General features: G+C 71.4%; 19 protein-coding genes. 11 read left to right on the forward strand and 8 right to left on the reverse strand.

Annotated elements, in window-relative coordinates:
• Window positions 1–282: 282 nt before the first annotated feature.
• Complete coding sequence (locus KCH48_RS36365; protein WP_210581373.1) at window positions 283–423, forward strand: hypothetical protein; 141 nt, start codon at window positions 283–285, stop codon at window positions 421–423.
• Window positions 424–433: 10 nt separating this feature from the next.
• Here KCH48_RS36365 and KCH48_RS36370 read toward each other — a convergent pair whose 3' ends face one another.
• Window positions 434–880 carry a hypothetical protein gene (locus KCH48_RS36370; protein WP_210581374.1) on the reverse strand — a complete coding sequence of 149 codons (447 nt, stop codon included), beginning with the start codon at window positions 878–880 and terminating at the stop codon, window positions 434–436.
• 262 nt (window positions 881–1,142) lie between these two features.
• Between KCH48_RS36370 and KCH48_RS36375 the strand changes: the two genes are divergently transcribed.
• The 4 genes from KCH48_RS36375 to fxsA all read left to right on the forward strand — a co-directional run bounded on the left by KCH48_RS36375 (window position 1,143) and on the right by fxsA (window position 5,241).
• Window positions 1,143–1,583, forward strand: coding sequence for an Lrp/AsnC family transcriptional regulator (locus KCH48_RS36375; protein ID WP_039932055.1), 441 nt, complete (start codon window positions 1,143–1,145; stop codon window positions 1,581–1,583).
• A gap of 47 nt (window positions 1,584–1,630) precedes the next feature.
• Window positions 1,631–3,238 (forward strand): amidohydrolase, encoded by a 1,608-nt coding sequence (locus tag KCH48_RS36380; RefSeq protein WP_210581376.1) that lies wholly within the window; start codon window positions 1,631–1,633, stop codon window positions 3,236–3,238.
• Window positions 3,239–3,792: 554 nt separating this feature from the next.
• Entirely contained in the window at window positions 3,793–4,593 is an 801-nt protein-coding gene (locus KCH48_RS36385; RefSeq protein ID WP_210581378.1) for a polyprenol monophosphomannose synthase, read from the forward strand.
• Window positions 4,594–4,665: 72 nt separating this feature from the next.
• Window positions 4,666–5,241, forward strand: a complete 576-nt coding sequence (fxsA, locus tag KCH48_RS36390; protein WP_210581380.1) for an FxsA family membrane protein — start codon at window positions 4,666–4,668, stop codon at window positions 5,239–5,241.
• A 118-nt stretch (window positions 5,242–5,359) separates the two neighbouring features.
• On the opposite strand, the gene KCH48_RS36395 is transcribed toward fxsA, so the two are convergent.
• The 4 genes from KCH48_RS36395 to KCH48_RS36410 form a co-directional block, all read right to left on the reverse strand.
• Window positions 5,360–5,734 carry an RNA polymerase-binding protein RbpA gene (locus tag KCH48_RS36395; RefSeq protein ID WP_003977404.1) on the reverse strand — a complete coding sequence of 125 codons (375 nt, stop codon included), beginning with the start codon at window positions 5,732–5,734 and terminating at the stop codon, window positions 5,360–5,362.
• A 268-nt stretch (window positions 5,735–6,002) separates the two neighbouring features.
• Window positions 6,003–7,349, reverse strand: coding sequence for an MFS transporter (locus tag KCH48_RS36400; protein ID WP_210581381.1), 1,347 nt, complete (start codon window positions 7,347–7,349; stop codon window positions 6,003–6,005).
• A 42-nt stretch (window positions 7,350–7,391) separates the two neighbouring features.
• Window positions 7,392–8,159, reverse strand: a complete 768-nt coding sequence (locus KCH48_RS36405) for a glycerophosphodiester phosphodiesterase (protein WP_210581383.1) — start codon at window positions 8,157–8,159, stop codon at window positions 7,392–7,394.
• Window positions 8,156–8,809: a YitT family protein gene (locus KCH48_RS36410; RefSeq protein ID WP_210581385.1), complete on the reverse strand. Its 654-nt coding sequence runs from the start codon at window positions 8,807–8,809 to the stop codon at window positions 8,156–8,158. Before KCH48_RS36410 ends, KCH48_RS36405 begins: the two co-directional genes overlap by 4 nt.
• A gap of 101 nt (window positions 8,810–8,910) precedes the next feature.
• Between KCH48_RS36410 and KCH48_RS36415 the strand changes: the two genes are divergently transcribed.
• On the forward strand, window positions 8,911–10,419 hold the full coding sequence (locus KCH48_RS36415) for a PLP-dependent aminotransferase family protein (protein ID WP_210581387.1): 1,509 nt from the start codon (window positions 8,911–8,913) through the stop codon (window positions 10,417–10,419).
• Window positions 10,420–10,459: 40 nt separating this feature from the next.
• Here KCH48_RS36415 and KCH48_RS36420 read toward each other — a convergent pair whose 3' ends face one another.
• Together KCH48_RS36420 and KCH48_RS36425 are read right to left on the reverse strand one after the other, a co-directional pair.
• Window positions 10,460–12,064, reverse strand: a complete 1,605-nt coding sequence (locus KCH48_RS36420) for a hypothetical protein (RefSeq protein ID WP_210581389.1) — start codon at window positions 12,062–12,064, stop codon at window positions 10,460–10,462.
• 39 nt (window positions 12,065–12,103) lie between these two features.
• On the reverse strand, window positions 12,104–12,298 hold the full coding sequence (locus tag KCH48_RS36425; protein ID WP_015661880.1) for a hypothetical protein: 195 nt from the start codon (window positions 12,296–12,298) through the stop codon (window positions 12,104–12,106).
• 256 nt (window positions 12,299–12,554) lie between these two features.
• On the opposite strand from KCH48_RS36425, the gene KCH48_RS36430 reads away from it, so the two are divergent.
• Window positions 12,555–12,947 carry an ankyrin repeat domain-containing protein gene (locus tag KCH48_RS36430; protein ID WP_210581391.1) on the forward strand — a complete coding sequence of 131 codons (393 nt, stop codon included), beginning with the start codon at window positions 12,555–12,557 and terminating at the stop codon, window positions 12,945–12,947.
• A 323-nt stretch (window positions 12,948–13,270) separates the two neighbouring features.
• A complete protein-coding gene (locus KCH48_RS36435; protein WP_210581393.1) occupies window positions 13,271–14,689 on the forward strand; it encodes a HEAT repeat domain-containing protein in 1,419 nt (472 codons plus the stop codon).
• A 19-nt stretch (window positions 14,690–14,708) separates the two neighbouring features.
• Here KCH48_RS36435 and KCH48_RS36440 read toward each other — a convergent pair whose 3' ends face one another.
• Window positions 14,709–14,927, reverse strand: coding sequence for a hypothetical protein (locus tag KCH48_RS36440; RefSeq protein WP_210581477.1), 219 nt, complete (start codon window positions 14,925–14,927; stop codon window positions 14,709–14,711).
• On the opposite strand from KCH48_RS36440, the gene KCH48_RS36445 reads away from it, so the two are divergent.
• The 3 genes from KCH48_RS36445 to KCH48_RS36455 are packed head-to-tail and all read left to right on the forward strand — an operon-like array spanning window position 14,829 to window position 17,979.
• The gene (locus KCH48_RS36445; protein WP_210581395.1) at window positions 14,829–15,959 is read left to right on the forward strand and encodes a glycosyltransferase family 1 protein; all 1,131 of its coding nucleotides are present in this window, start codon (window positions 14,829–14,831) and stop codon (window positions 15,957–15,959) included. The genes KCH48_RS36440 and KCH48_RS36445 overlap by 99 nt on opposite strands.
• Window positions 15,956–17,122, forward strand: a complete 1,167-nt coding sequence (locus KCH48_RS36450) for a glycosyltransferase (protein WP_210581397.1) — start codon at window positions 15,956–15,958, stop codon at window positions 17,120–17,122. Before KCH48_RS36445 ends, KCH48_RS36450 begins: the two co-directional genes overlap by 4 nt.
• Window positions 17,119–17,979 carry an SGNH/GDSL hydrolase family protein gene (locus KCH48_RS36455; RefSeq protein WP_210581399.1) on the forward strand — a complete coding sequence of 287 codons (861 nt, stop codon included), beginning with the start codon at window positions 17,119–17,121 and terminating at the stop codon, window positions 17,977–17,979. Before KCH48_RS36450 ends, KCH48_RS36455 begins: the two co-directional genes overlap by 4 nt.
• The last annotated feature ends 43 nt before the right edge of the window (window positions 17,980–18,022 follow it).

The following is an 18,022-nucleotide window of genomic DNA, read 5'->3' on the forward strand; positions in this document are numbered from 1 at the left end:
GTCCGCGCGGCGGCGCCGCGAGCCGGGTCCACTCCGGGTCGTGGCGCCCCGGCAGGGTGCGCCCGCGGTCGGCCCACTTGCGCATGAGATCGCGGTAGATGGGGGGATCCTGGGGCTGCGGCGGCGCCGGTGGAACCGGTTTTGCGGGCGCCGGAACGAACACCCGGCGGGCTCGTTCCGTCGCCGGATAGGTGGGGGTCATACCTGGCCAACGCCCGTGCCGATCGGCAGGTCACCGAGCGGCGAAATCGTCTGTGAGTTCGCGGACGTATTGCTCGGTATATGGTTTCCTCCGATTACCTGACACATCGTCAGTCACACCGCACCGCACCGCGCCACGGCGACCTGGCGGCGGACCTGGACGCACCGATCCTGCACCACGGCGGCGTGCGAGCCGTGGTGCAGGGCGGCTACGGGGATTGAGCGAGCCGGCTCAGGCGGCGTGACGTCGCATCACGGGGACCCTCATGGGGCGCGAACCCGGTCCGCCGACGTGCGAGAAGGGCTGCTTGCGCCAGTCCAGCCCCTGCGGAAGCGTCAGCAGCAGGGCGGTGTCCTGCTCCTGGGGCTCGGCCGACTCGTCCGCGGGACGGGCCTCGGACGCGCGACGGCCGGTGCCGGCGCAGACGGTGAGCCCGAACGGGTTCCACGGCGAAGCGCACAGCGCGTGCTCCGGCAGGATCTCCTCGTCCGCCAGCAGGGCGATGGGCTGTGCGCAGTCCGGGCAGATCACCCGGTACATCTCGAAGGTGTCGTACGCGTCGAACTCCTCCGCTTCGAGAGCCTCGGCAGCGTCGGGTTCGACGCCCTCCGGCTGGGGCTCGACGACCGGCTGCTGCCTCTTGGGCGTGGTTCGACCAGGGCGCTTAACACTGTGCATGGGATTCTCCCCCTCGGGCTGGGCCGTGACGGCACTGCGGCCTCGACCACAGCAAGCACTTCCCGCCCCGTCTCTGCGTTAATCACGGGAACATCACGGAGAGTTCGGCGGGCCTGTGGCGTTCGTCACATGCCATCCGCAGATGCCCGGGGCGGCACGCCTCAGTCCGCTCACAGGCTGCTCTCGGGCACATCACGAACCGGGTATGACCTGGACTGCTCAGGTATCCGAGGAGATCAACGGCACTGTAGGTTCTTGCGCCATGGAGGAGCTGGACCGACAGATCGTGCAGCTGCTCGTCAAGGACGGGCGGATGAGCTACACCGACCTGGGCAAGGCCACGGGCCTGTCCACGTCGGCCGTGCACCAGCGCGTGCGCCGACTGGAACAGCGCGGCGTCATCCGCGGCTACGCGGCGGTCGTCGACCCCGAGGCCGTCGGGCTGCCCATGACCGCCTTCATCTCGGTCAAGCCGTTCGACCCCAGCGCCCCCGACGACATCGCCGAGCGACTGGCCGGCGTGCCCGAGATCGAGGCCTGCCACAGCGTCGCGGGCGACGAGAACTACATCCTCAAGGTCCGGGTCGCCACCCCGCACGAGCTGGAGGAGCTGCTGGCCCGGGTGAGGTCGCTGGCGGGTGTCTCGACGCGGACGACGGTCGTGCTGTCGACGCCGTACGAGGCACGGCCGCCGAGGATCTGAGCGCCCTGCCGACAGGCCCCCGCGCGTGAGGCGCGAAACTGTCCCTCATGAGTGAACGCGCCGCTGTCTCCCCCCGCACCGTCCTCCTCCGCCGCGGGGAGGTCCACAGCCCCGCCGATCCGTTCGCGACCGCGATGGTCGTCGAGCGCGGACAGGTCGCCTGGGTGGGCTCCGAAGGTGCTGCCGACGCCTTCGCCGAGGGCGTGGACGAGGTCGTCGACCTGGACGGCGCGCTCGTCACCCCCGCGTTCACCGACGCCCATGTCCACACCACGTCCACCGGTCTCGCCCTCACCGGACTGGACCTGTCCAACGCTCCCTCCCTCGACGCGGCCCTCGCCGCCGTACGGGACTTCGCCGCCGCCCGCCCGGACGACCGGGTCCTTCTCGGTCACGGCTGGGACGCCGCCCGCTGGCCCGGAGGCCGCCCGCCGACCCGCGCGGAACTCGACGCGGCCACGGGCGGCCGCCCCCTCTACCTGTCCCGCATCGACGTCCACTCGGCGGTCGTCACGACGGCCCTGCTCGATCTGGTCCCCGGCGGGATCACGCGGGCCGACGAACCGCTCACCCGCGACGCCCATCACGCTGTACGCGCTGCCGCGTTCGCAGCCGTGACGCCCGCACAGCGCACCGAGGCCCAGCGCGCCGCCCTCGCCCACGCCGCCTCCGTCGGCATCGGCTCGGTCCACGAGTGCGCCGGCCCCGACATCTCCTCGGAGGACGACTTCACGGGCCTGCTGCGGCTCGCGACCGAGGAGCCGGGCCCGCGGGTGGTGGGCTACTGGGCCGAGCAGGATGTCGAGAAGGCGCGCGAGCTGGGTGCCGTCGGCGCGGCAGGCGACCTGTTCGTCGACGGCTCCCTCGGGTCGCACACCGCCTGTCTGCACGAGCCGTACGCCGACGCCGACCACACCGGCGTCTCCTACCTGGACGCCGCCGCGGTCGCCGCCCATGTCGCCGCCTGCACCGAGGCGGGCCTCCAGGCGGGCTTCCACGCGATCGGGGACGCCGCCGTGACGGCCGTGGTGGACGGCGTGCGCGCCGCCGCGGAGAAGGTCGGCCTCGCCCGCGTCCGCGCCGCCCGGCATCGCGTCGAGCACGCCGAGATGCTCACCCCGGACACCGTCGCCGCCTTCGCTGAGCTCGGCCTGACCGCTTCCGTGCAGCCCGCCTTCGACGCGCTGTGGGGCGGCGAGGACGGCATGTACGCACAGCGTCTCGGCGTACCGCGGGCCCGCCTGCTGAACCCCTTCGCGGCCCTGCTGCGCGCCGGCGTCCCGCTCGCCTTCGGCTCCGACAGCCCGGTCACGCCCCTCGACCCCTGGGGCACCGTCCGGGCCGCCGCCTTCCACCGGACGCCCGAGCACCGGGTCTCCGCGCGCGCCGCGTTCACGGCCCACACCCGGGGCGGCTGGCGGGCCGTCGGACGGGACGACGCGGGGGTGCTGGTGCCGGGCGCACCCGCGGACTACGCCGTGTGGCGCACCGACGCGCTGGTCGTCCAAGCCCCGGACGACCGGGTCGCACGCTGGTCGACCGACCCCCGTTCAGGCACCCCCGGTCTGCCCGATCTGAGCCCGGGCGCCGACCTCCCCGTCTGCCTGCGGACCGTGGTGGGCGGACGAACCGTGTTTGTACGGCCGGGCGAGTGACGTCACGGGGTGGCGCGCACAAGATCGGCGCCCCACGCACTGTCGCTCGACCTGCGTATCCTCCGCACTGACCAGGGCTTTGAGTAGATATCCGCAGGTCAAACGGCTGTTGACAGCCGATGGCGGGGGGCCGGTAGGTTCGGCCCAGTCCACCACCGGACGCCCGACCGGAGAACCTCCGTGCAGTCGTCGCCACGCCGCTGGGTCAGGGACGGTGTCGCCGCACCGGGGCACCGCCACTGGCAGCCAGGCTCAGCGCCCGCGCCGCGACGAGGGAGCGTTCCGGCCGGTCGGGGAGGTGTGACCCGGGTGGGGCCCGGGCGCTCAGTAGACAACGGCCTTTCGGTCGACCCGCAGCCAGCGGGTCCCAGGTCGGCCCGAAGGGCGCCGGGCCCCCATCCGCAGTCCCGCGGACGTCATGGATCACAGACGTCGAAAAGGGGACACATACCCGGCCCTTGCCGAATCGACACCAGTGTACGACCCTTCTGACGCGTCCACGCAGGCAGCGCCCACTATGGTGGAGCCCTGCGCACGGACACGAAGGGGCAGCAGTGAACGACGGCGACGGGACCCTCGCGGCACAGAGCCAGGGGAGGCAGTTCGGGCCGCTCGGCACGGCCTTGGTGATCATCCCGACCTACAACGAGGCGGACAACATCAAGGCGATCGTCGGGAGGGTGCGTAAGGCCGTCCCCAAGGCTCACGTGCTCGTCGCCGACGACAACAGCCCCGACGGCACGGGCAAGTTCGCCGACGAGCTGACCGTCGAGGACGACCAGGTCCATGTCCTGCACCGCCAGGGCAAGGAGGGCCTCGGCGCCGCCTACCTCGCCGGGTTCCGCTGGGGCATGGAGCACGGCTTCGGCGTACTGATCGAGATGGACGCCGACGGCTCCCATCAGCCCGAGGAACTGCCCCGGCTGCTCACCGCGCTCAAGGGCGCCGATCTGGTGCTCGGCTCCCGCTGGGTGCCCGGCGGCCGGGTGGTGAACTGGCCCAAGTCCCGGGAGTTCATCTCCCGCGGCGGCAGCCTCTACTCGCGCGTGCTGCTCGACGTCCCCATCCGTGATGTCACCGGCGGCTACCGCGCCTTCCGCAGTGAGACCCTGGAGGGCCTCGGCCTCGACGAGGTCGCCTCCCAGGGCTACTGCTTCCAGGTCGACCTGGCCCGCCGCGCGATCAAGGCCGGGTACCACGTCGTCGAGGTCCCCATCACCTTCGTGGAGCGCGAGCACGGCGACTCCAAGATGAGCCGGGACATCCTCGTGGAGGCGCTGTGGCGGGTCACCACATGGGGCGTGGGGGAGCGGGTCGGCAAGATCCTCGGCCGGGGCAAGCCGTCACAGTCGTAGACCTACGGCCTCACAGGCACCATTGATCGTCCTCTTATCCCGTACTGAGCCGGACCCAGGCACACTGGACGCATGACGACTGGCGCTCCGACCCCCACCCACCCCGCACGGCCCCGGCGCTCCCGGCTGCGCACCTTCCTGCCGCTGTCCATCGCCGCCTGGCTGGTGCTGGAGATCTGGCTGCTGACCGTGGTCGCGGGCGCCTCCAGCGTGTTCACGGTGTTCCTGCTGCTGCTCGCCGGCTTGGTGCTCGGCGCGGTGGTCATCAAGCGGGCCGGCCGCCGTGCCTTCCGGAACCTCACCGAGACGCTGCAACAGCAGCAGAGCGGTGCCACGCCCCCGGCCCCGTCGGGCAACAGCGAGGGCAACGGGCTGATGATGCTCGGCGGTCTGCTGCTGATGCTCCCCGGCCTGGTCTCGGACGCGGTGGGCCTGCTCCTGCTGGTCCCACCGGTCCAGAAGTCGATCAGCCGCTATGCGCAGCGCACCTTCGAGCGGACCCTGCGCGAGGCCGGTTCCGGCACCCTGGGCGATGCCTTCCAGCAGGCGCGTATGCACCGCCCCGACGGCAAGGTCGTGCAGGGAGAGGTCATCCGGGACGAGCCGGGGGACGCCCCGCAGGGTCCGCGCCCGCCGATCACGGGCTGAGCGATCACGGGCTGAGGCCCGCCCGGGCACACGAAAACCGCGGGCGCCGTACGTCAGTCTCACGTACGGCGCCCGCGGTTGTGTGCGTGTGTTGCTTACTGCCCAAGCCCCGCAGCTATCACGCGGACTTGCGGCTGTCGCGCGGATGTACCGCGATGTTCATCGCACCGGACCGCAGAACTGCCAGACGCTCCTCGAGGACCTCTTCGAGCTCCTCGCGGGTGCGCCGTTCCATCAGCATGTCCCAATGTGTACGCGCGGGCTTGGCCTTCTTTTCCTCAGGGCCGTCGCCGTCAACGAGGAGTGCCTGGGCCCCGCAGACCTTGCACTCCCACTCCGGCGGGATCTCCGCCTCGACCGAGAAGGGCATCTCAAAGCGATGTCCCTTCTCGCATGCGTACTCCACGGCCTGGCGCGGGGCCAGGTCGATGCCGCGGTCCGTCTCGTAGCTGGTCACCACGAGGCGCGTGCCGCGAAGAGCTCGCTCACTCATGAATCGTGCCTCCCGGGCTTGTCGCCCACAGGACAGGTGTCGCTGTCGTCGTCATCCGGTCAACGTCCGGTCGGCGGTAAAGATTCCCGTTCCGTGTCCCGTTCCGGGGTCATGCGTCGCCGTCGTAGCCGCCCCTTGTTGTACCCACCAGCGCCCGGTTTGTCACATCTGCTAGCAGATGTCACCCAGCGTTTCAGTATCTTTGACGCGCAGTAACGGTACGCCTGGCAGGCCAAACGCGTACACTACCGCCCTTTCGCCTTGAGTGCTAAATCCTGTCCGGGACGGGGTTGCCCGCGTCGGCGATCGCCCGCCGCACCGGAACCCGTGCGAGCAGGGCGAATCCCAGGATGAAGAAGGCCACTAGAGAGAGGATCGCGTCCCGGTAACTTCCGGTCAGCTGGTAGGTGAGACCGAACAGAAGAGGGCCCAGCCAGCTCATGCCCCGGTCGCTGAGTTCGTACGCCGAGAAGTACTCGGCCTCTTTTCCGGGCGGGACCAGATGCGAGAACAGAGAGCGGGACAGTGCCTGGCTGCCGCCGAGGACGAGGCCGATCCCGGCGGCGAGCACGAAGAACCAGACCGGAGCGCCCGCCGGCAGGAAGTAGCCCGCGCCCAACGTCACCGTCCAGGCGATCAGCGAGCCGAGGATCGTGCGCTTGGCGCCGTACGTCCGGGCCAGGCGCCCCAGCGCGAGTGCGCCCACCACCGCCAGCACCTGGACCATGAGAATCGCCCCGATCAGCGTCGACTGCCCGAGCCCCAGCTCCTCGGAGCCGTAGACGGAGGCCTGGGAGATCACCGTCTGGATGCCGTCGTTGTAGACCAGATACGCCAGCAGGAACGCCAGCGTCAGCGGATGGCGGCGCATGTCCCGGACTGTCGCCGCCAACTGCCGGAATCCGGGGGCGGTCGCCTCCTTCGCCGTGGATCGGCGGTCGCGCAGCCGTCGTAGCGGGATGAGGGTGAAGGCGCCCCACCACAGACCGGCCGAGGCGAGACAGATGCGGACGGCGGTGCCCTCCGAGACACCGAAGGTGTCGTGGGCGAGATAGAGCACCAGATTCAGTACGAGGACCAGCGCGCCCGCCGCATAGCCGAACGCCCAGCCCCGGGAGGAGACCACGTCGCGTTCCTCGGGCGGGGCGATCTGCGGCAGGTAGGAGTTGTAGAGCATCATCGCCACGGACTGGGCGGCGTTGGCGACGATCAGCAGGAGGCCGCCGAGCAGATAGCGGTCCCCGTCGAGGAAGAACATCGCCGTCGTCGCCGCGGCTCCCACGTAGGCGGCTGCCGCGAGGAGCGGCTTCTTGCGGCCGGTGCGGTCGGCGGCGGCGCCCACCAGGGGCATCACCAGCACGGCCACGATCACCGACAGGGACACCGAGTACGCGAAGAAGGACCCCGCGCGGACCGGGATCCCCAGGGGGTGCACGAATCCGTCCGCGTCCGCGGCCTCTTTCGCGACCGAGGTCAGATAGGGGCCCAGGAACACGGTGAGCACGCTCGTCGAGTAGACGGAGCACGCCCAGTCGTAGAAATACCAGCCGCGCTGCTCACGCCGCCGCTCCGTGGCCTCGTCGGCCGCTTCCGTCCGCACGGTGCCGGTGCCCACCCGTGCCCTCGCTTCCCCGAGAAGGCCAGCGCCTGCCGGGGCTCACACCCAGAGGCCGCGGTCCTCCATGACCTTGCGCAATGTGTCGATGTGATCGGTCATGATGCCATCGACTCCCAGGTCGAGGAGCCGGTGCATGGCGTCGGCCTCGTTGATCGTCCACACATGCACCTGCAGCCCGCGCGCGTGGGCGGTGCGGAGGAAGCGGTGGTCCACCACCTGGATGCCGGACTGGGCCTCGGGCACCTGCGCGGCCACCGCCGAGCGCCGCAGCGCCGCCGGCACGCCCCAGGAGCGCAGCCGCAGGTTCAGGACGCCGCGGGTGCCGTACGACGTCGCCAGGCGCGGCCCGGCCAGCCGCTGGGCGCGCACCACGCGCGCCTCGGAGAAGGAGCCGACGCAGATCCGGTCCCAGGTGTTCGTGCGCTCGATCAGCTCGAGGAGCGGGTGGAGCGCGGGCTCGGCCTTCATGTCGACGTTCCAGCGGACGTCGGGGAACTCCTCGAGCAGGTCCTCGAAGAGGGGCACCGGCTCCTTGCCCGCCACGCGCGCGTGCGCCACGTCCTGCCACGGCAGGTCGGCGATCCGGCCCGCCCCGTCGGTCACCCGGTCCAGGGTCGCGTCGTGGAAGGCGACGAGCTTTCCGTCCGATGTGGCGTGGACGTCGGTCTCGAGGTACCGGTAGCCCATCTCCACCGCGCGCCGGAACTGCAGCGCCGTGTTCTCCAGGCCGTCCGCGTCGCCGCCGCGGTGAGCGAAGGCGATCGGGCCGGGATGGTCGAGATAGGGGTGGCGTATCCGCGTGCTCACGGACGAAGTATCGCCCCATGGGGTTGCCCTTCGGCAACGACCGTGCTGCGGCCCGGTGCCGGCGGAACGGCGAACACGCGCAGGAAGAGCTGGGCCAGCGGGCCGATCGACACCGCGTACAGCAGGGTGCCGACGCCGATCGTGCCGCCGAGGGCGAAGCCCGTCACGACCACCGCCACCTCGACGGTCGTCCGCATCAGCCGGATCGAGCGGCCGGTGCGCCGATGCAGCCCGGTCATCAGCCCGTCCCGGGGGCCCGGACCGAAGCGCGCGGCGATGTAGAGGCCGGTGGCCACGCCGTTGAGCAGGATTCCGGCAAGCAGGAGAGGGATGCGTACGGCCAGGGAGTGGGCGGCGGGCAGCAGGGCGAGGGTGCCGTCCATGGCGATGCCGACGACGAAGACGTTGGAGACGGTGCCGAGGCCGGGACGCTGGCGCAGCGGGATCCACAGGAGCAGGACCGCCGCACCGACCACGATCGACACCACGCCGATCGTCAGGCCCGTCAGCTCGGCCAGGCCCTGATGCAGCACGTTCCACGGCTCGAGCCCCAGCCCCGCCTCCACGAGGAGAGCCGAACTCGCTCCGTAGAGCGCGAGACCGGCGTACAGCTGGATCAGTCGGCGCGTCAATTGGCCCTTCGCGGACACGACGTTCCCCCCTGGTGGTGGTTGTGGCCTGATGCATGACACCCTGTGGCTTGTGGAGAAGCATGATCCATGGCCAATTCGGGGAAGGTGGACTGATTTCCATGGCGCAGTGGACGTCGGCGGTTGGGGCGGCTCAGCTCGCCCGGCTGCTCAGCTCCCAGCAGGACCGCCCGGCGGGCCCGGGCACGCGCCGTCCGCCCGCCTACCGCGCGCTCGCCGACGGCATCCGGCTGCTCGTGCTCGAAGGCCGCGTCCCGGTGGCCGCGCGACTGCCCGCCGAACGCGAGCTGGCCCTCTCCCTGTCCGTCAGTCGTACGACCGTCGCCGCGGCCTACGAGGCACTGCGCGCCGAGGGATTCCTGGAGTCCCGGCGCGGGGCGGGCAGTTGGACCGCCGTGCCGGCCGGCAATCCGCTGCCGGCGCGTGGTCTGGAGCCCCTGCCGCCCGAGGCGCTCGGTTCGATGATCGACCTCGGCTGCGCGGCGCTGCCCGCGCCCGAGCCGTGGCTGACGCGGGCGGTGCAGGGGGCGCTGGAGGAGTTGCCGCCGTACGCGCACACGCATGGCGACTATCCGGCGGGGCTGCCGGCGCTGCGCGCGATGATCGCCGAGCGGTACACCGCACGCGGGATTCCGACCATGCCCGAGCAGATCATGGTGACGACGGGTGCGATGGGTGCCATCGACGCCATCTGCCACCTTTTCGGCGGGCGGGGCGAGCGGATCGCGGTGGAGTCGCCTTCGTACGCCAACATCCTGCAGCTGATGCGGGAGGCGGGTGCTCGGCTCGTGCCCGTCGCCATGGCCGAGGGGCTTGCCGGATGGGACATGGACCGGTGGCGGCAGGTGCTGCGGGAGGCGGCGCCGCGGATCGCGTATGTCGTCGCCGACTTCCACAATCCGACCGGCGCGCTGGCGGATGAGAATCAGCGGCGGCAGTTGGTCGATGCGGCGCGGTCGGCGGGGACCGTGCTGATCGCCGACGAGACGATGAGCGAGCTGTGGCTGGACGACGAGGTCGAGATGCCGCGGCTCGTGTGTGCCTTCGACCCTGCCGGCTCGACCGTCATCACCGTCGGGTCCGCGAGCAAGGCCTTCTGGGCCGGGATGCGGATCGGGTGGGTGCGGGCGGCTCCCGATGTGATCCGCAGCCTGGTCGCCGCGCGTGCGTACGCGGATCTGGGGACGCCTGTGCTGGAGCAGTTGGCCGTGAACTGGCTGTTCAGCACCGGGGGTTGGGAGAAGGCGGTGGAGGTGCGGCGTGGTCAGGCGCGGGACAACCGTCAGGCGCTGGTGGCCGCGGTGCGCAGGCAGTTGCCGGAGTGGGAGTTCGAGGTGCCGCGAGGGGGGCTGACGCTGTGGGTGCGGACCGGGGGACTGTCCGGGTCGCGGGTCGCGGAGGCGGGGGAGCGGGTGGGGGTACGGGTGCCGTCCGGGCCTCGCTTCGGGGTGGACGGGGCCTTCGAGGGGTATGTGCGGTTGCCATTCACCGTGGGGGGCGCGGTGGCGGAGGAGGCCGCGGCGCGGCTGGCTGCCGCGGCACGGTTGGTGGAGAGCGGTGGGGCTGGGGGAACCGGGGGGACTGAGACGCCTCGTACGTTCGTGGCGTGACTGTGCGTGTGGGTGGGCGCAGCTTGGGTTGACGTCTCGGCTACGCGGGTTCCACTGCCGCCGCCTTTTCGGTGAGCTGCTTCGGATCCGACTCTTCCGGCGCTTCCGGCAGTTGTTCCGGTTCCGCGTCTGCCGGTGTTGTCTTCGGGGGCAGGAGCGCCAGTACCGCCTGGCGGTGGGCCTCTGTTGTGGTGTCGTCGTAGGGGTCCGGGGTGGCGGGGACCTGGAGGCGGTGGACCTGGCCCGTGCCCAGGCGGGCGTAGCCGCGTCCCGGAGGGACGTGGGTGACGGGGGTGGTGTGCGGGGGTGTGCCGAGGACCGTCTTCAGTTGGTCGGCTGTGGCGGGGCCCAGGACGACCCGCGCGCGGGTGTGCTGTCGTACCGGATCGCTCAGGGTGTCCAGGCTGTCGAACTGGTCGGCCACGACCACGGTGACGTTCGCCGCACGGCCGTGGCGTAGTGGGACCTGGAGCAGGGACTGCGGGTCCTTGCGGCCGTCCGCGGCGGCGACGTGGGTGAAGGCGCTCGGGCGGTCCAGGAGGATCCACAGGGGGCGCTTGGTGTCGTCCGGCGGCGGGTGGCCCGCCTGGCGCGCGCGATTGACCGCGATCAGGCGGCGCTCCGTCTCAGCGGAGGCCCACTCCAGGCTCGCCAGTGCCCCGGCCAGTGCGCACTCCACGGCCAGCACACCGTCCCGGCCGATGAGGCAGGCGTACTCGCCGGTGCCGCCGCCCTCGACGATCAGTACGTCGCCGTGCTGGAGGGCCTGCAGGGCGATGGAGCGCAGCAGGGTCGAGGTGCCGCTGCCCGGCTGCCCCACCGCCAGCAGGTGCGGCTCGGTCGAGCGGACGCCGGTGCGCCAGACCACCGGCGGGACATCGCGCTGTTCCTCACCGAAGGTGAGGGGGAGCGTGCGCTGGACCTGGATGGGGTCGGTGAAGCCGAGGACGGTCTCGCCGGGGGACGTGACGAAACGCTGGGCGGCGATGTCGGTCGGCAGCGGGGCGAGGACCGTGACGGTGAGCAGGTTGCCCTCCTCGTCCCAGGTGAAGTGGTACTCGCGGCCGCGGCCCGACTTGGCGGTGATCAGATACTCGATCCGGGCCCGGGCCTCGGCCTCGCCGTCCGTGAAGTACGCCGGGTAGCGGATCACCAGGTGGTTGACGCGGCCGGTGCCGTCGAAGCCGTAGGTCGGAAAGGCCTTCTCCCATGCCCCGCCGTGCGCATACAGGGGCGCGGGGTCCTCGGCGGTCGAGAAGTACGGGACCAGGGCCTCGTACAGCGCCTGGAGGCGTTTGGCCTGCGACTCGTCGGGGCCGTCCGGGGTCGGCCGGGTGCGGTCCCGGCCCTGCCAGGCTGCCGCCGCCATCACGGTGATGACGGCCAGCAGTGGGCCGTACGGAAGGAGCGCCACGACCAGGATCACCGAGGCCACCAGGAACAGCAGCGGTCCGCGCCGGTCCTTGGCGGTGTCGGCCCACTTGCGCCGTCCGGCCGCTGCCAGCCGGCGCAGACCGCGGGTGATCGTGATCAGCGGGTGGAGCACATCGGTGGCGCTGTCGGCCGCCGTCCGGGCCAGCTCCCGGCTCCGGGCGAGCTGTGCGCTGCCGTTGCTCAGAATGCGGGGGAGGGGGCGGCGGGCCACTGCTGTCTCCTGGAGATGCGTACGGGCGGGAGGGCGGCGTCAGAACTTGATTCCGCCGAGGAGGCTCGCCAGGCTCTCGCCGCCGGCCTTGATGCTCGGGGCGATGGCCGTACTCGCCAGGTAGAAGCCGAAGAGTGCGGCCACCAGGGCATGGGAGGCCTTGAGTCCGTCCTTCTTGAAGAAGAGGAAGACGATGATGCCGAGCAGGACCACGCCTGAGATGGACAGAATCATGTGAGTTCTCCTGGTTCGCGGGGACAGTCACCATGAGTACTTCCAGGCTCACAGGATGTATCCATACTATTAAAGGTGCAACTGGGTGAATTCCGGCTGATTTCCCCCACCCGGCGCAGCGTTCATCGGCGGTTCGGGCAGGTCGGATCGCGCGGCGCGGTCCTGCGATGATCATTGCCCCGCGCGCACCCGGTCATGTGCCCGGGAAGCCAGTACGCTGGCGATTCACCCGTACTAGTGAGAGGCGGTCCGGCCGATGACTGAAGGCCCCGACCCCGAGGTCGTGGAGCTGGCGACCAAGATCTTCGATCTTGCCCGGCAGGGGCGGACCGAGGCGCTCGTGGCCTATGTCGACGCGGGTGTACCGGCCAACCTCACCAACGACCGCGGCGACTCCCTGGTGATGCTCGCCGCCTACCACGGGCACGCGGACGCGGTACGGGCGCTGCTGGCCCGGGGCGCCGAGGCCGACCGGATCAACGACCGGGGGCAGACGCCCCTCGCCGGGGCGGTCTTCAAGGGCGAGGAAGAAGTGATCCGAGCCCTCCTGGAAGGTGGCGCCGACCCGGCCGCGGGTACTCCGTCGGCCATCGACACAGCCCGGATGTTCGGCAAGGCCGAACTGCTGGAGTTGTTCGGCGCACACTGATCCGACCGCCCTGACCAGGCAAAACGGAAATCTGAAGCAGGCAGGAAACGAACAACGGGGGAGGCGGTACGGGGCCGCCCGAAATTTCGGTCGCGGCAGGCAGAACTGCCGAGTCATCATGACGTCGTGATTCACGGACGCGATGGCCGGGCAGATGTTGCCGCACCGCGCGGGCCGTGAGCGGTCCGCACGGGCCCACCAACGAGAGGCAGAGGAAGATGGCTTACAGCAAGCAGGAAACGGCGGGCGCCCCGACGTGTTGTCACGCGGCCAGGTAGAGCAAGATCCCGGTTGCGTCGACGCTTGATGTGAGGCTGTTTCCCATGTTCGATCCGGTCATAGCGCCCAGCGGTACGCTGCTCGGCCTGCTCCAGCGGGGCCGCGGCGACGGCACGCTGCACGCGCTCACCGCCCCGCGCGCCGAAGCGCTCGCGGCCCTGAACCACTGCGTGCTGCACGACCCCCGCCACGACTGGCAGGTGGAGAACCGCTCGCTGTACTACGCCCGTCTCTACCTCGACCTGAACGGCGAGCTGGACGAGATCGAGGCCCACCTCTTCGACGTCGAGGACACCCTCGACACCGAGGAGTCACGCACCGGGCTGTCCCTGGCCGTCCTCGGTCACCTCGCCTCGTACGGAAGGCGGGACGCCCTGGAACTGCTGCGCAGGTATGCCGCCACGGGCTCCAACTGGGCCTGGGCGCTGGACGAGCTCGCCCTGCGGGACGACGACGCCGGACTGCGTGCCCTCGCGGCCCCCGTCCTGGCGCGCTTCCCCGCCGATGCCGAGGGTGAGGCCGAGCTGGCCGCCACCGTGCGTGACGCCTTCGAGCCACGGCCGTGGCGCCTGTGGGCCGAGGATCCGCGCGAATCGATCTCCACGCGCGTGCGTGCCGCCCAGGAGACCGGCTGTTTCGACCGTTGGCAGCGTCAGATGAGCCCGACCGGACCGCGTCCCGGGTGGAGCGTGCAGGCCGTCTTCGAGTGGGCCCAGCAGGGCGTGGAGCGCGGAGTGGCGCTCCATGTTCCGGCCGCCCGCTGTCTCACCGCCGTGGCCGGCCCCGAGGATCGGCCGGACATCGTCGCCGCCGCCAAGGACGGCACCGAGGGCGCCCGCTGCACCGCGCTGCGCTATCTCGCCGACAGCAACGATCCGGATGCCCTCGATCTGATCGAGCGGGCCGTGACCACCGGATCGACGGCCGTCGTGGAGGCCGCCGTCGGCACATTCGAACGTATGCGCAGTATTGCCGCCGTCGACCGGGCCCGGGGCTGGGCCCGGCGGCCCGACGTCCTGGGTGCCGCCGCCGGGCGGGTGCTCGCGTGCCGTGGCGGCACCGGGGACCGGGACCTGGTTCTGGGGGCGCTGCGGGAGGCCGTGCGGGGCGAAGGGCCCGACGCACCGACCCTGTGGACCCTGACGGACGGCGCCGGGCGGCTTGAAATCGCCTGTGCCGCGCCCGTATTGCGGCATATCTACCGTGAGACGGCGTCATCCCATCTACGCGGACGGGCCGCCCGGGCCCTCGCCGCCACCGATCCCTCCTTCCCCGCCGGGTTCGCCGTCGAATGCCTCTGGGACTGCGAGGAATCCACCCGGGAGATCGCCGCCCGGCACGCCGAGACCGGCGACACCCGGGTTGTGGACCAACTGCGCAGACTCGCCGCGGACCCGGCCGAGGAGGCCGAAGTCCAGACAGCCGTACGCAGCCGGATCGGCCCCGACGCGCCCGCTGTGTGAACACGGGATGACTCGCGAGTCAGGGTCGTATGGACGAGATCTGGCCTGCTTGGGTGGACAGCGGAACGCTCACGAGTCGTTCGCCGCCGGGAAAGATCCACGTTGACGCGGCCACGTCCAGTGCGGCGACAACACCGGTATGCGTGTCGTCATCGTGACCGAATCCTTTCCCCCCGACGTGAACGGCGTGGCCCACTGCGCGCTCCAGACCGCCCGACACCTCGTCGATCGCGGTCACGCTCCACTCGTCGTCGCTCCCGCTCCCGCTCCCGGGAACAAGGTGGCCGGCCTCGCGCCGTGCCCCGTTGTCCACGTCCCCTCCCTACCGCTCCCCGGCTACCCCCAGGTGCGCGTCGCTCTCCCCAGCCGACGCCTCGCCGCCGCGCTCATCGAGCACCGCGCGGACATCGTCCACCTGGCCAGCCCCTTCATCCTCGGCGTCCGCGGCATGGCCGCCGCCGCCCGGCTCGGCATCCCCGCCGTAGCCATCTACCAGACCGACCTGGCCGGCTACGCCCGCACCTACGTCGGCGCCGGCGAGGCCGCGGCCTGGCGTCGTATCCGCTCCGTCCACTCCGCCGCCGACCTGACCCTCGCGCCGTCCAGCGTGTCCCTGCGCGACCTGGAGGCGCACAGCGTGCCCCGGGTGAAGCTGTGGCCGCGCGGCGTTGACACCGTCCGCTTCCGCCCCGACCTCCGGGACGAGGCGCTGCGCCGGGAACTCGCGCCGAACGGCGAGCTGATCGTCGGCTACGTCGGGCGGCTCGCCCCCGAGAAGCACATCGAACTGCTCGCCGGTGCCTGCGAGCTGCCCGGCGTCCGCGTCGTGATCGTGGGCGACGGACCCAGCCAGCCGAACCTGGCCGAGGCGCTGCCGGGCGCTGTCTTCCTCGGCCGCCGCACCGGCGACGACCTGGCCCGGATCTTCGCCTCCTTCGACGTGTTCGCGCACACCGGCCCCTTCGAGACGTTCTGCCAGACCGTCCAGGAGGCCATGGCGAGCGGTGTGCCCGTCATCGCGCCCGCCGCGGGCGGTCCGCTGGACCTGGTCGCCCACGAGCGCACCGGGCTGCTGGTGCCGCCGCGTGACGCGGCCGCCGTACGGGACGCGGTCCAGAAGCTGGCCGCCGACCCCGCGCTGCGCACCGCGTACGGCACCGCCGCGCGCGACATGGTCGAGGGACGCACCTGGGCGGCTGTCGGAGACCAGCTCATCGGGCACTATGCCCAGGTGCTCAAGACACGGAACAAGACGGTGGTGGCGGCGTGAACGAGTCACTGCGCATCGTCCGGCTGGCGAACTTCGTCGCGCCCGCCTCAGGCGGTCTGCGCACGGCCCTGCGCGAGCTCGGCAAAGGGTTCAAGGCGGCCGGGCACGAGCCGGTGCTGATCGTGCCCGGTGAGCGGTATTCCGACCGGGAGACCGAGCAGGGCCGGGTGATCACCCTGCCCGGGCCGCTGCTGCCCGGCACCGGCGGCTACCGCGTGCTCATCGACAAGCGGCGCGTGGCCGAGCTCCTGGAGGAGCTGGGCCCCGACCGTCTGGAGGTCTCCGACCGTACGACCCTGCGCTGGACCGGCAAGTGGGCGCGTCGCGCCCGGGTCCCCGCCGTGATGGTCTCCCACGAGACCGCCGACGGCGTGCTGCGCACCTGGGGCCTGTCGGAGAACCTGTCCCGACGGACCGCCGACGCCCTCAACGTCCGTACGGCGCACACCTACTCGCGGGTCGTGTGCACCACCGAGTTCGCCGAGCGGGAGTTCGTGCGGATCGGGGCACGCAATGTCGTACGGGCCCCGCTGGGCGTCGATGTGATGGAACGGCACCCCGCACTGCGGGATGCGGGTCTGCGCGAGGAGTACGCGCGCGTGGACGAGATTCTGCTGGTGATGTGCTCCCGGCTGTCGGTGGAGAAGCGGCCCAGCACCGCGATCGACGCCGTCGACGAGCTGGTCCGGCGCGGGCGCCGGGTGCGGCTGGTGGTGGCCGGTGACGGTCCCCTGCGGGAGCGTCTCGAGCAGCGGGCGCGGGAGCGTTCGCTTCCGGTCACCTTCCTGGGGCACCTCAACGACAAGGGAGCGCTGGGCGCGCTCCAGGCGTCCGCCGATGTGTGCCTGGCGCCCGGGCCCGCCGAGACGTTCGGACTCGCCGCGCTGGAGGCGATGGCCTGCGGCACGCCCGTGGTGGCGAGCGCCTCGTCGGCGCTGCCGGAGGTGATCGGCTCCGCCGGGGCCACCGCCGCGGACCGCGGGGCGGCCTTCGCGGACGCCGTGGACATGATGCTGGAGCGGTCCGAGGCGGACCGCCGGGAGGCCGCACGCGCGCGTGCCGAGTGTTTCGGATGGGGCGCGGCGGTCGAATCGTTCCTCGCCGCGCACGACGCGGTGGTGACAGGACAGACGCACCGGGTCGTGCCGGAGCGTGTGACATGAGACCGCTGCGTTTCGTCTCCCTCGGGGATTCGCTCACCGAAGGGGTGGGCGATCCCGTCGGGAAGGTCTGGCGCGGCTGGGCCGCGCTGCTCGCCGACGGGCTCAGCGTGGAGCCCGCGCAGTTCACCAACCTCGCCGTGAGCGGGGCGCAGACGCGTGATGTGCTGGAACGTCAGCTGCCCGCCGCGCTGGACCTGCGGCCCGACGTGGCGTCCGTCGTCATAGGCGTCAACGACACGCTGCGCTACACCTTCGATATCCACGCCGTGGCCGAACGGCTCGACAAGGTGTACGCGGCCTTCGCCGCCCAGGGCACGATCGTCCTCACCGCCTGTCTGCCCGACCCCGGTTCGATGCTGAGGCTGCCGGGGTCACTGGCCCGCCCGCTGGCTCGGCGGCAGCGCGCGGTCAACACGGTGGTCCACGCGCTGTCCGAGCGGTACGGCGCGGTGCATCTGCACGCCGCCGAGGAGGAATGGGCCCAGGACCGGGCGATCTGGAGCGCGGACCGGCTGCACCCCAGCGAGCGGGGGCACCGGGAGCTGGCGTTGCGGTTCCACGGGCTGCTGGCCGAGAGGGGTGTCGCGAAGGGGTTCGCGCCCTCGCCCGCGCCGGAGTTCGCGCCGCCGACCAGGTCGGCGAGTCTGTTGTGGCTGGCCACGGCGGGTACGGCTTGGGTGATCCGGCGGTGCACCGATCTGTTGCCCAACCTGTTGACGCTGGCCGTCGACGAGATGAGGCACCGGGCGCGCGGGACGAGTGCGAAGCTCGATCTGCGGGCGGCGCATGCGGTGTCCGCTGCGCTGGCTGCGCTGTCGATGGAGTTGGAGCAGCGGCCGGAACCTGACGCGGCGTAGCCGGGGCGGGTGGGCGCCGTTTGGATCTGCGGGTTGGTTGTGG

It is taken from the genome of Streptomyces sp. GESEQ-4 (genome assembly GCF_017948455.1).
Taxonomy (GTDB): Bacteria; Actinomycetota; Actinomycetes; order Streptomycetales; family Streptomycetaceae; genus Streptomyces.

Coding starts and splice junctions, on each gene's coding strand:
- KCH48_RS36365 (WP_210581373.1), top strand. CDS start 283: ATGGTTTCCTCCGATTACCTGACACATCGTCAGTCACACCGCACCGCA.
- KCH48_RS36455 (WP_210581399.1), top strand. CDS start 17,119: ATGAGACCGCTGCGTTTCGTCTCCCTCGGGGATTCGCTCACCGAAGGG.
- KCH48_RS36445 (WP_210581395.1), top strand. CDS start 14,829: ATGCGTGTCGTCATCGTGACCGAATCCTTTCCCCCCGACGTGAACGGC.
- KCH48_RS36380 (WP_210581376.1), top strand. CDS start 1,631: ATGAGTGAACGCGCCGCTGTCTCCCCCCGCACCGTCCTCCTCCGCCGC.
- fxsA (WP_210581380.1), top strand. CDS start 4,666: ATGACGACTGGCGCTCCGACCCCCACCCACCCCGCACGGCCCCGGCGC.
- KCH48_RS36370 (WP_210581374.1), bottom strand. CDS start 880: ATGCACAGTGTTAAGCGCCCTGGTCGAACCACGCCCAAGAGGCAGCAG.
- KCH48_RS36375 (WP_039932055.1), top strand. CDS start 1,143: ATGGAGGAGCTGGACCGACAGATCGTGCAGCTGCTCGTCAAGGACGGG.
- KCH48_RS36435 (WP_210581393.1), top strand. CDS start 13,271: ATGTTCGATCCGGTCATAGCGCCCAGCGGTACGCTGCTCGGCCTGCTC.
- KCH48_RS36430 (WP_210581391.1), top strand. CDS start 12,555: ATGACTGAAGGCCCCGACCCCGAGGTCGTGGAGCTGGCGACCAAGATC.
- KCH48_RS36425 (WP_015661880.1), bottom strand. CDS start 12,298: ATGATTCTGTCCATCTCAGGCGTGGTCCTGCTCGGCATCATCGTCTTC.
- KCH48_RS36395 (WP_003977404.1), bottom strand. CDS start 5,734: ATGAGTGAGCGAGCTCTTCGCGGCACGCGCCTCGTGGTGACCAGCTAC.
- KCH48_RS36415 (WP_210581387.1), top strand. CDS start 8,911: ATGGCGCAGTGGACGTCGGCGGTTGGGGCGGCTCAGCTCGCCCGGCTG.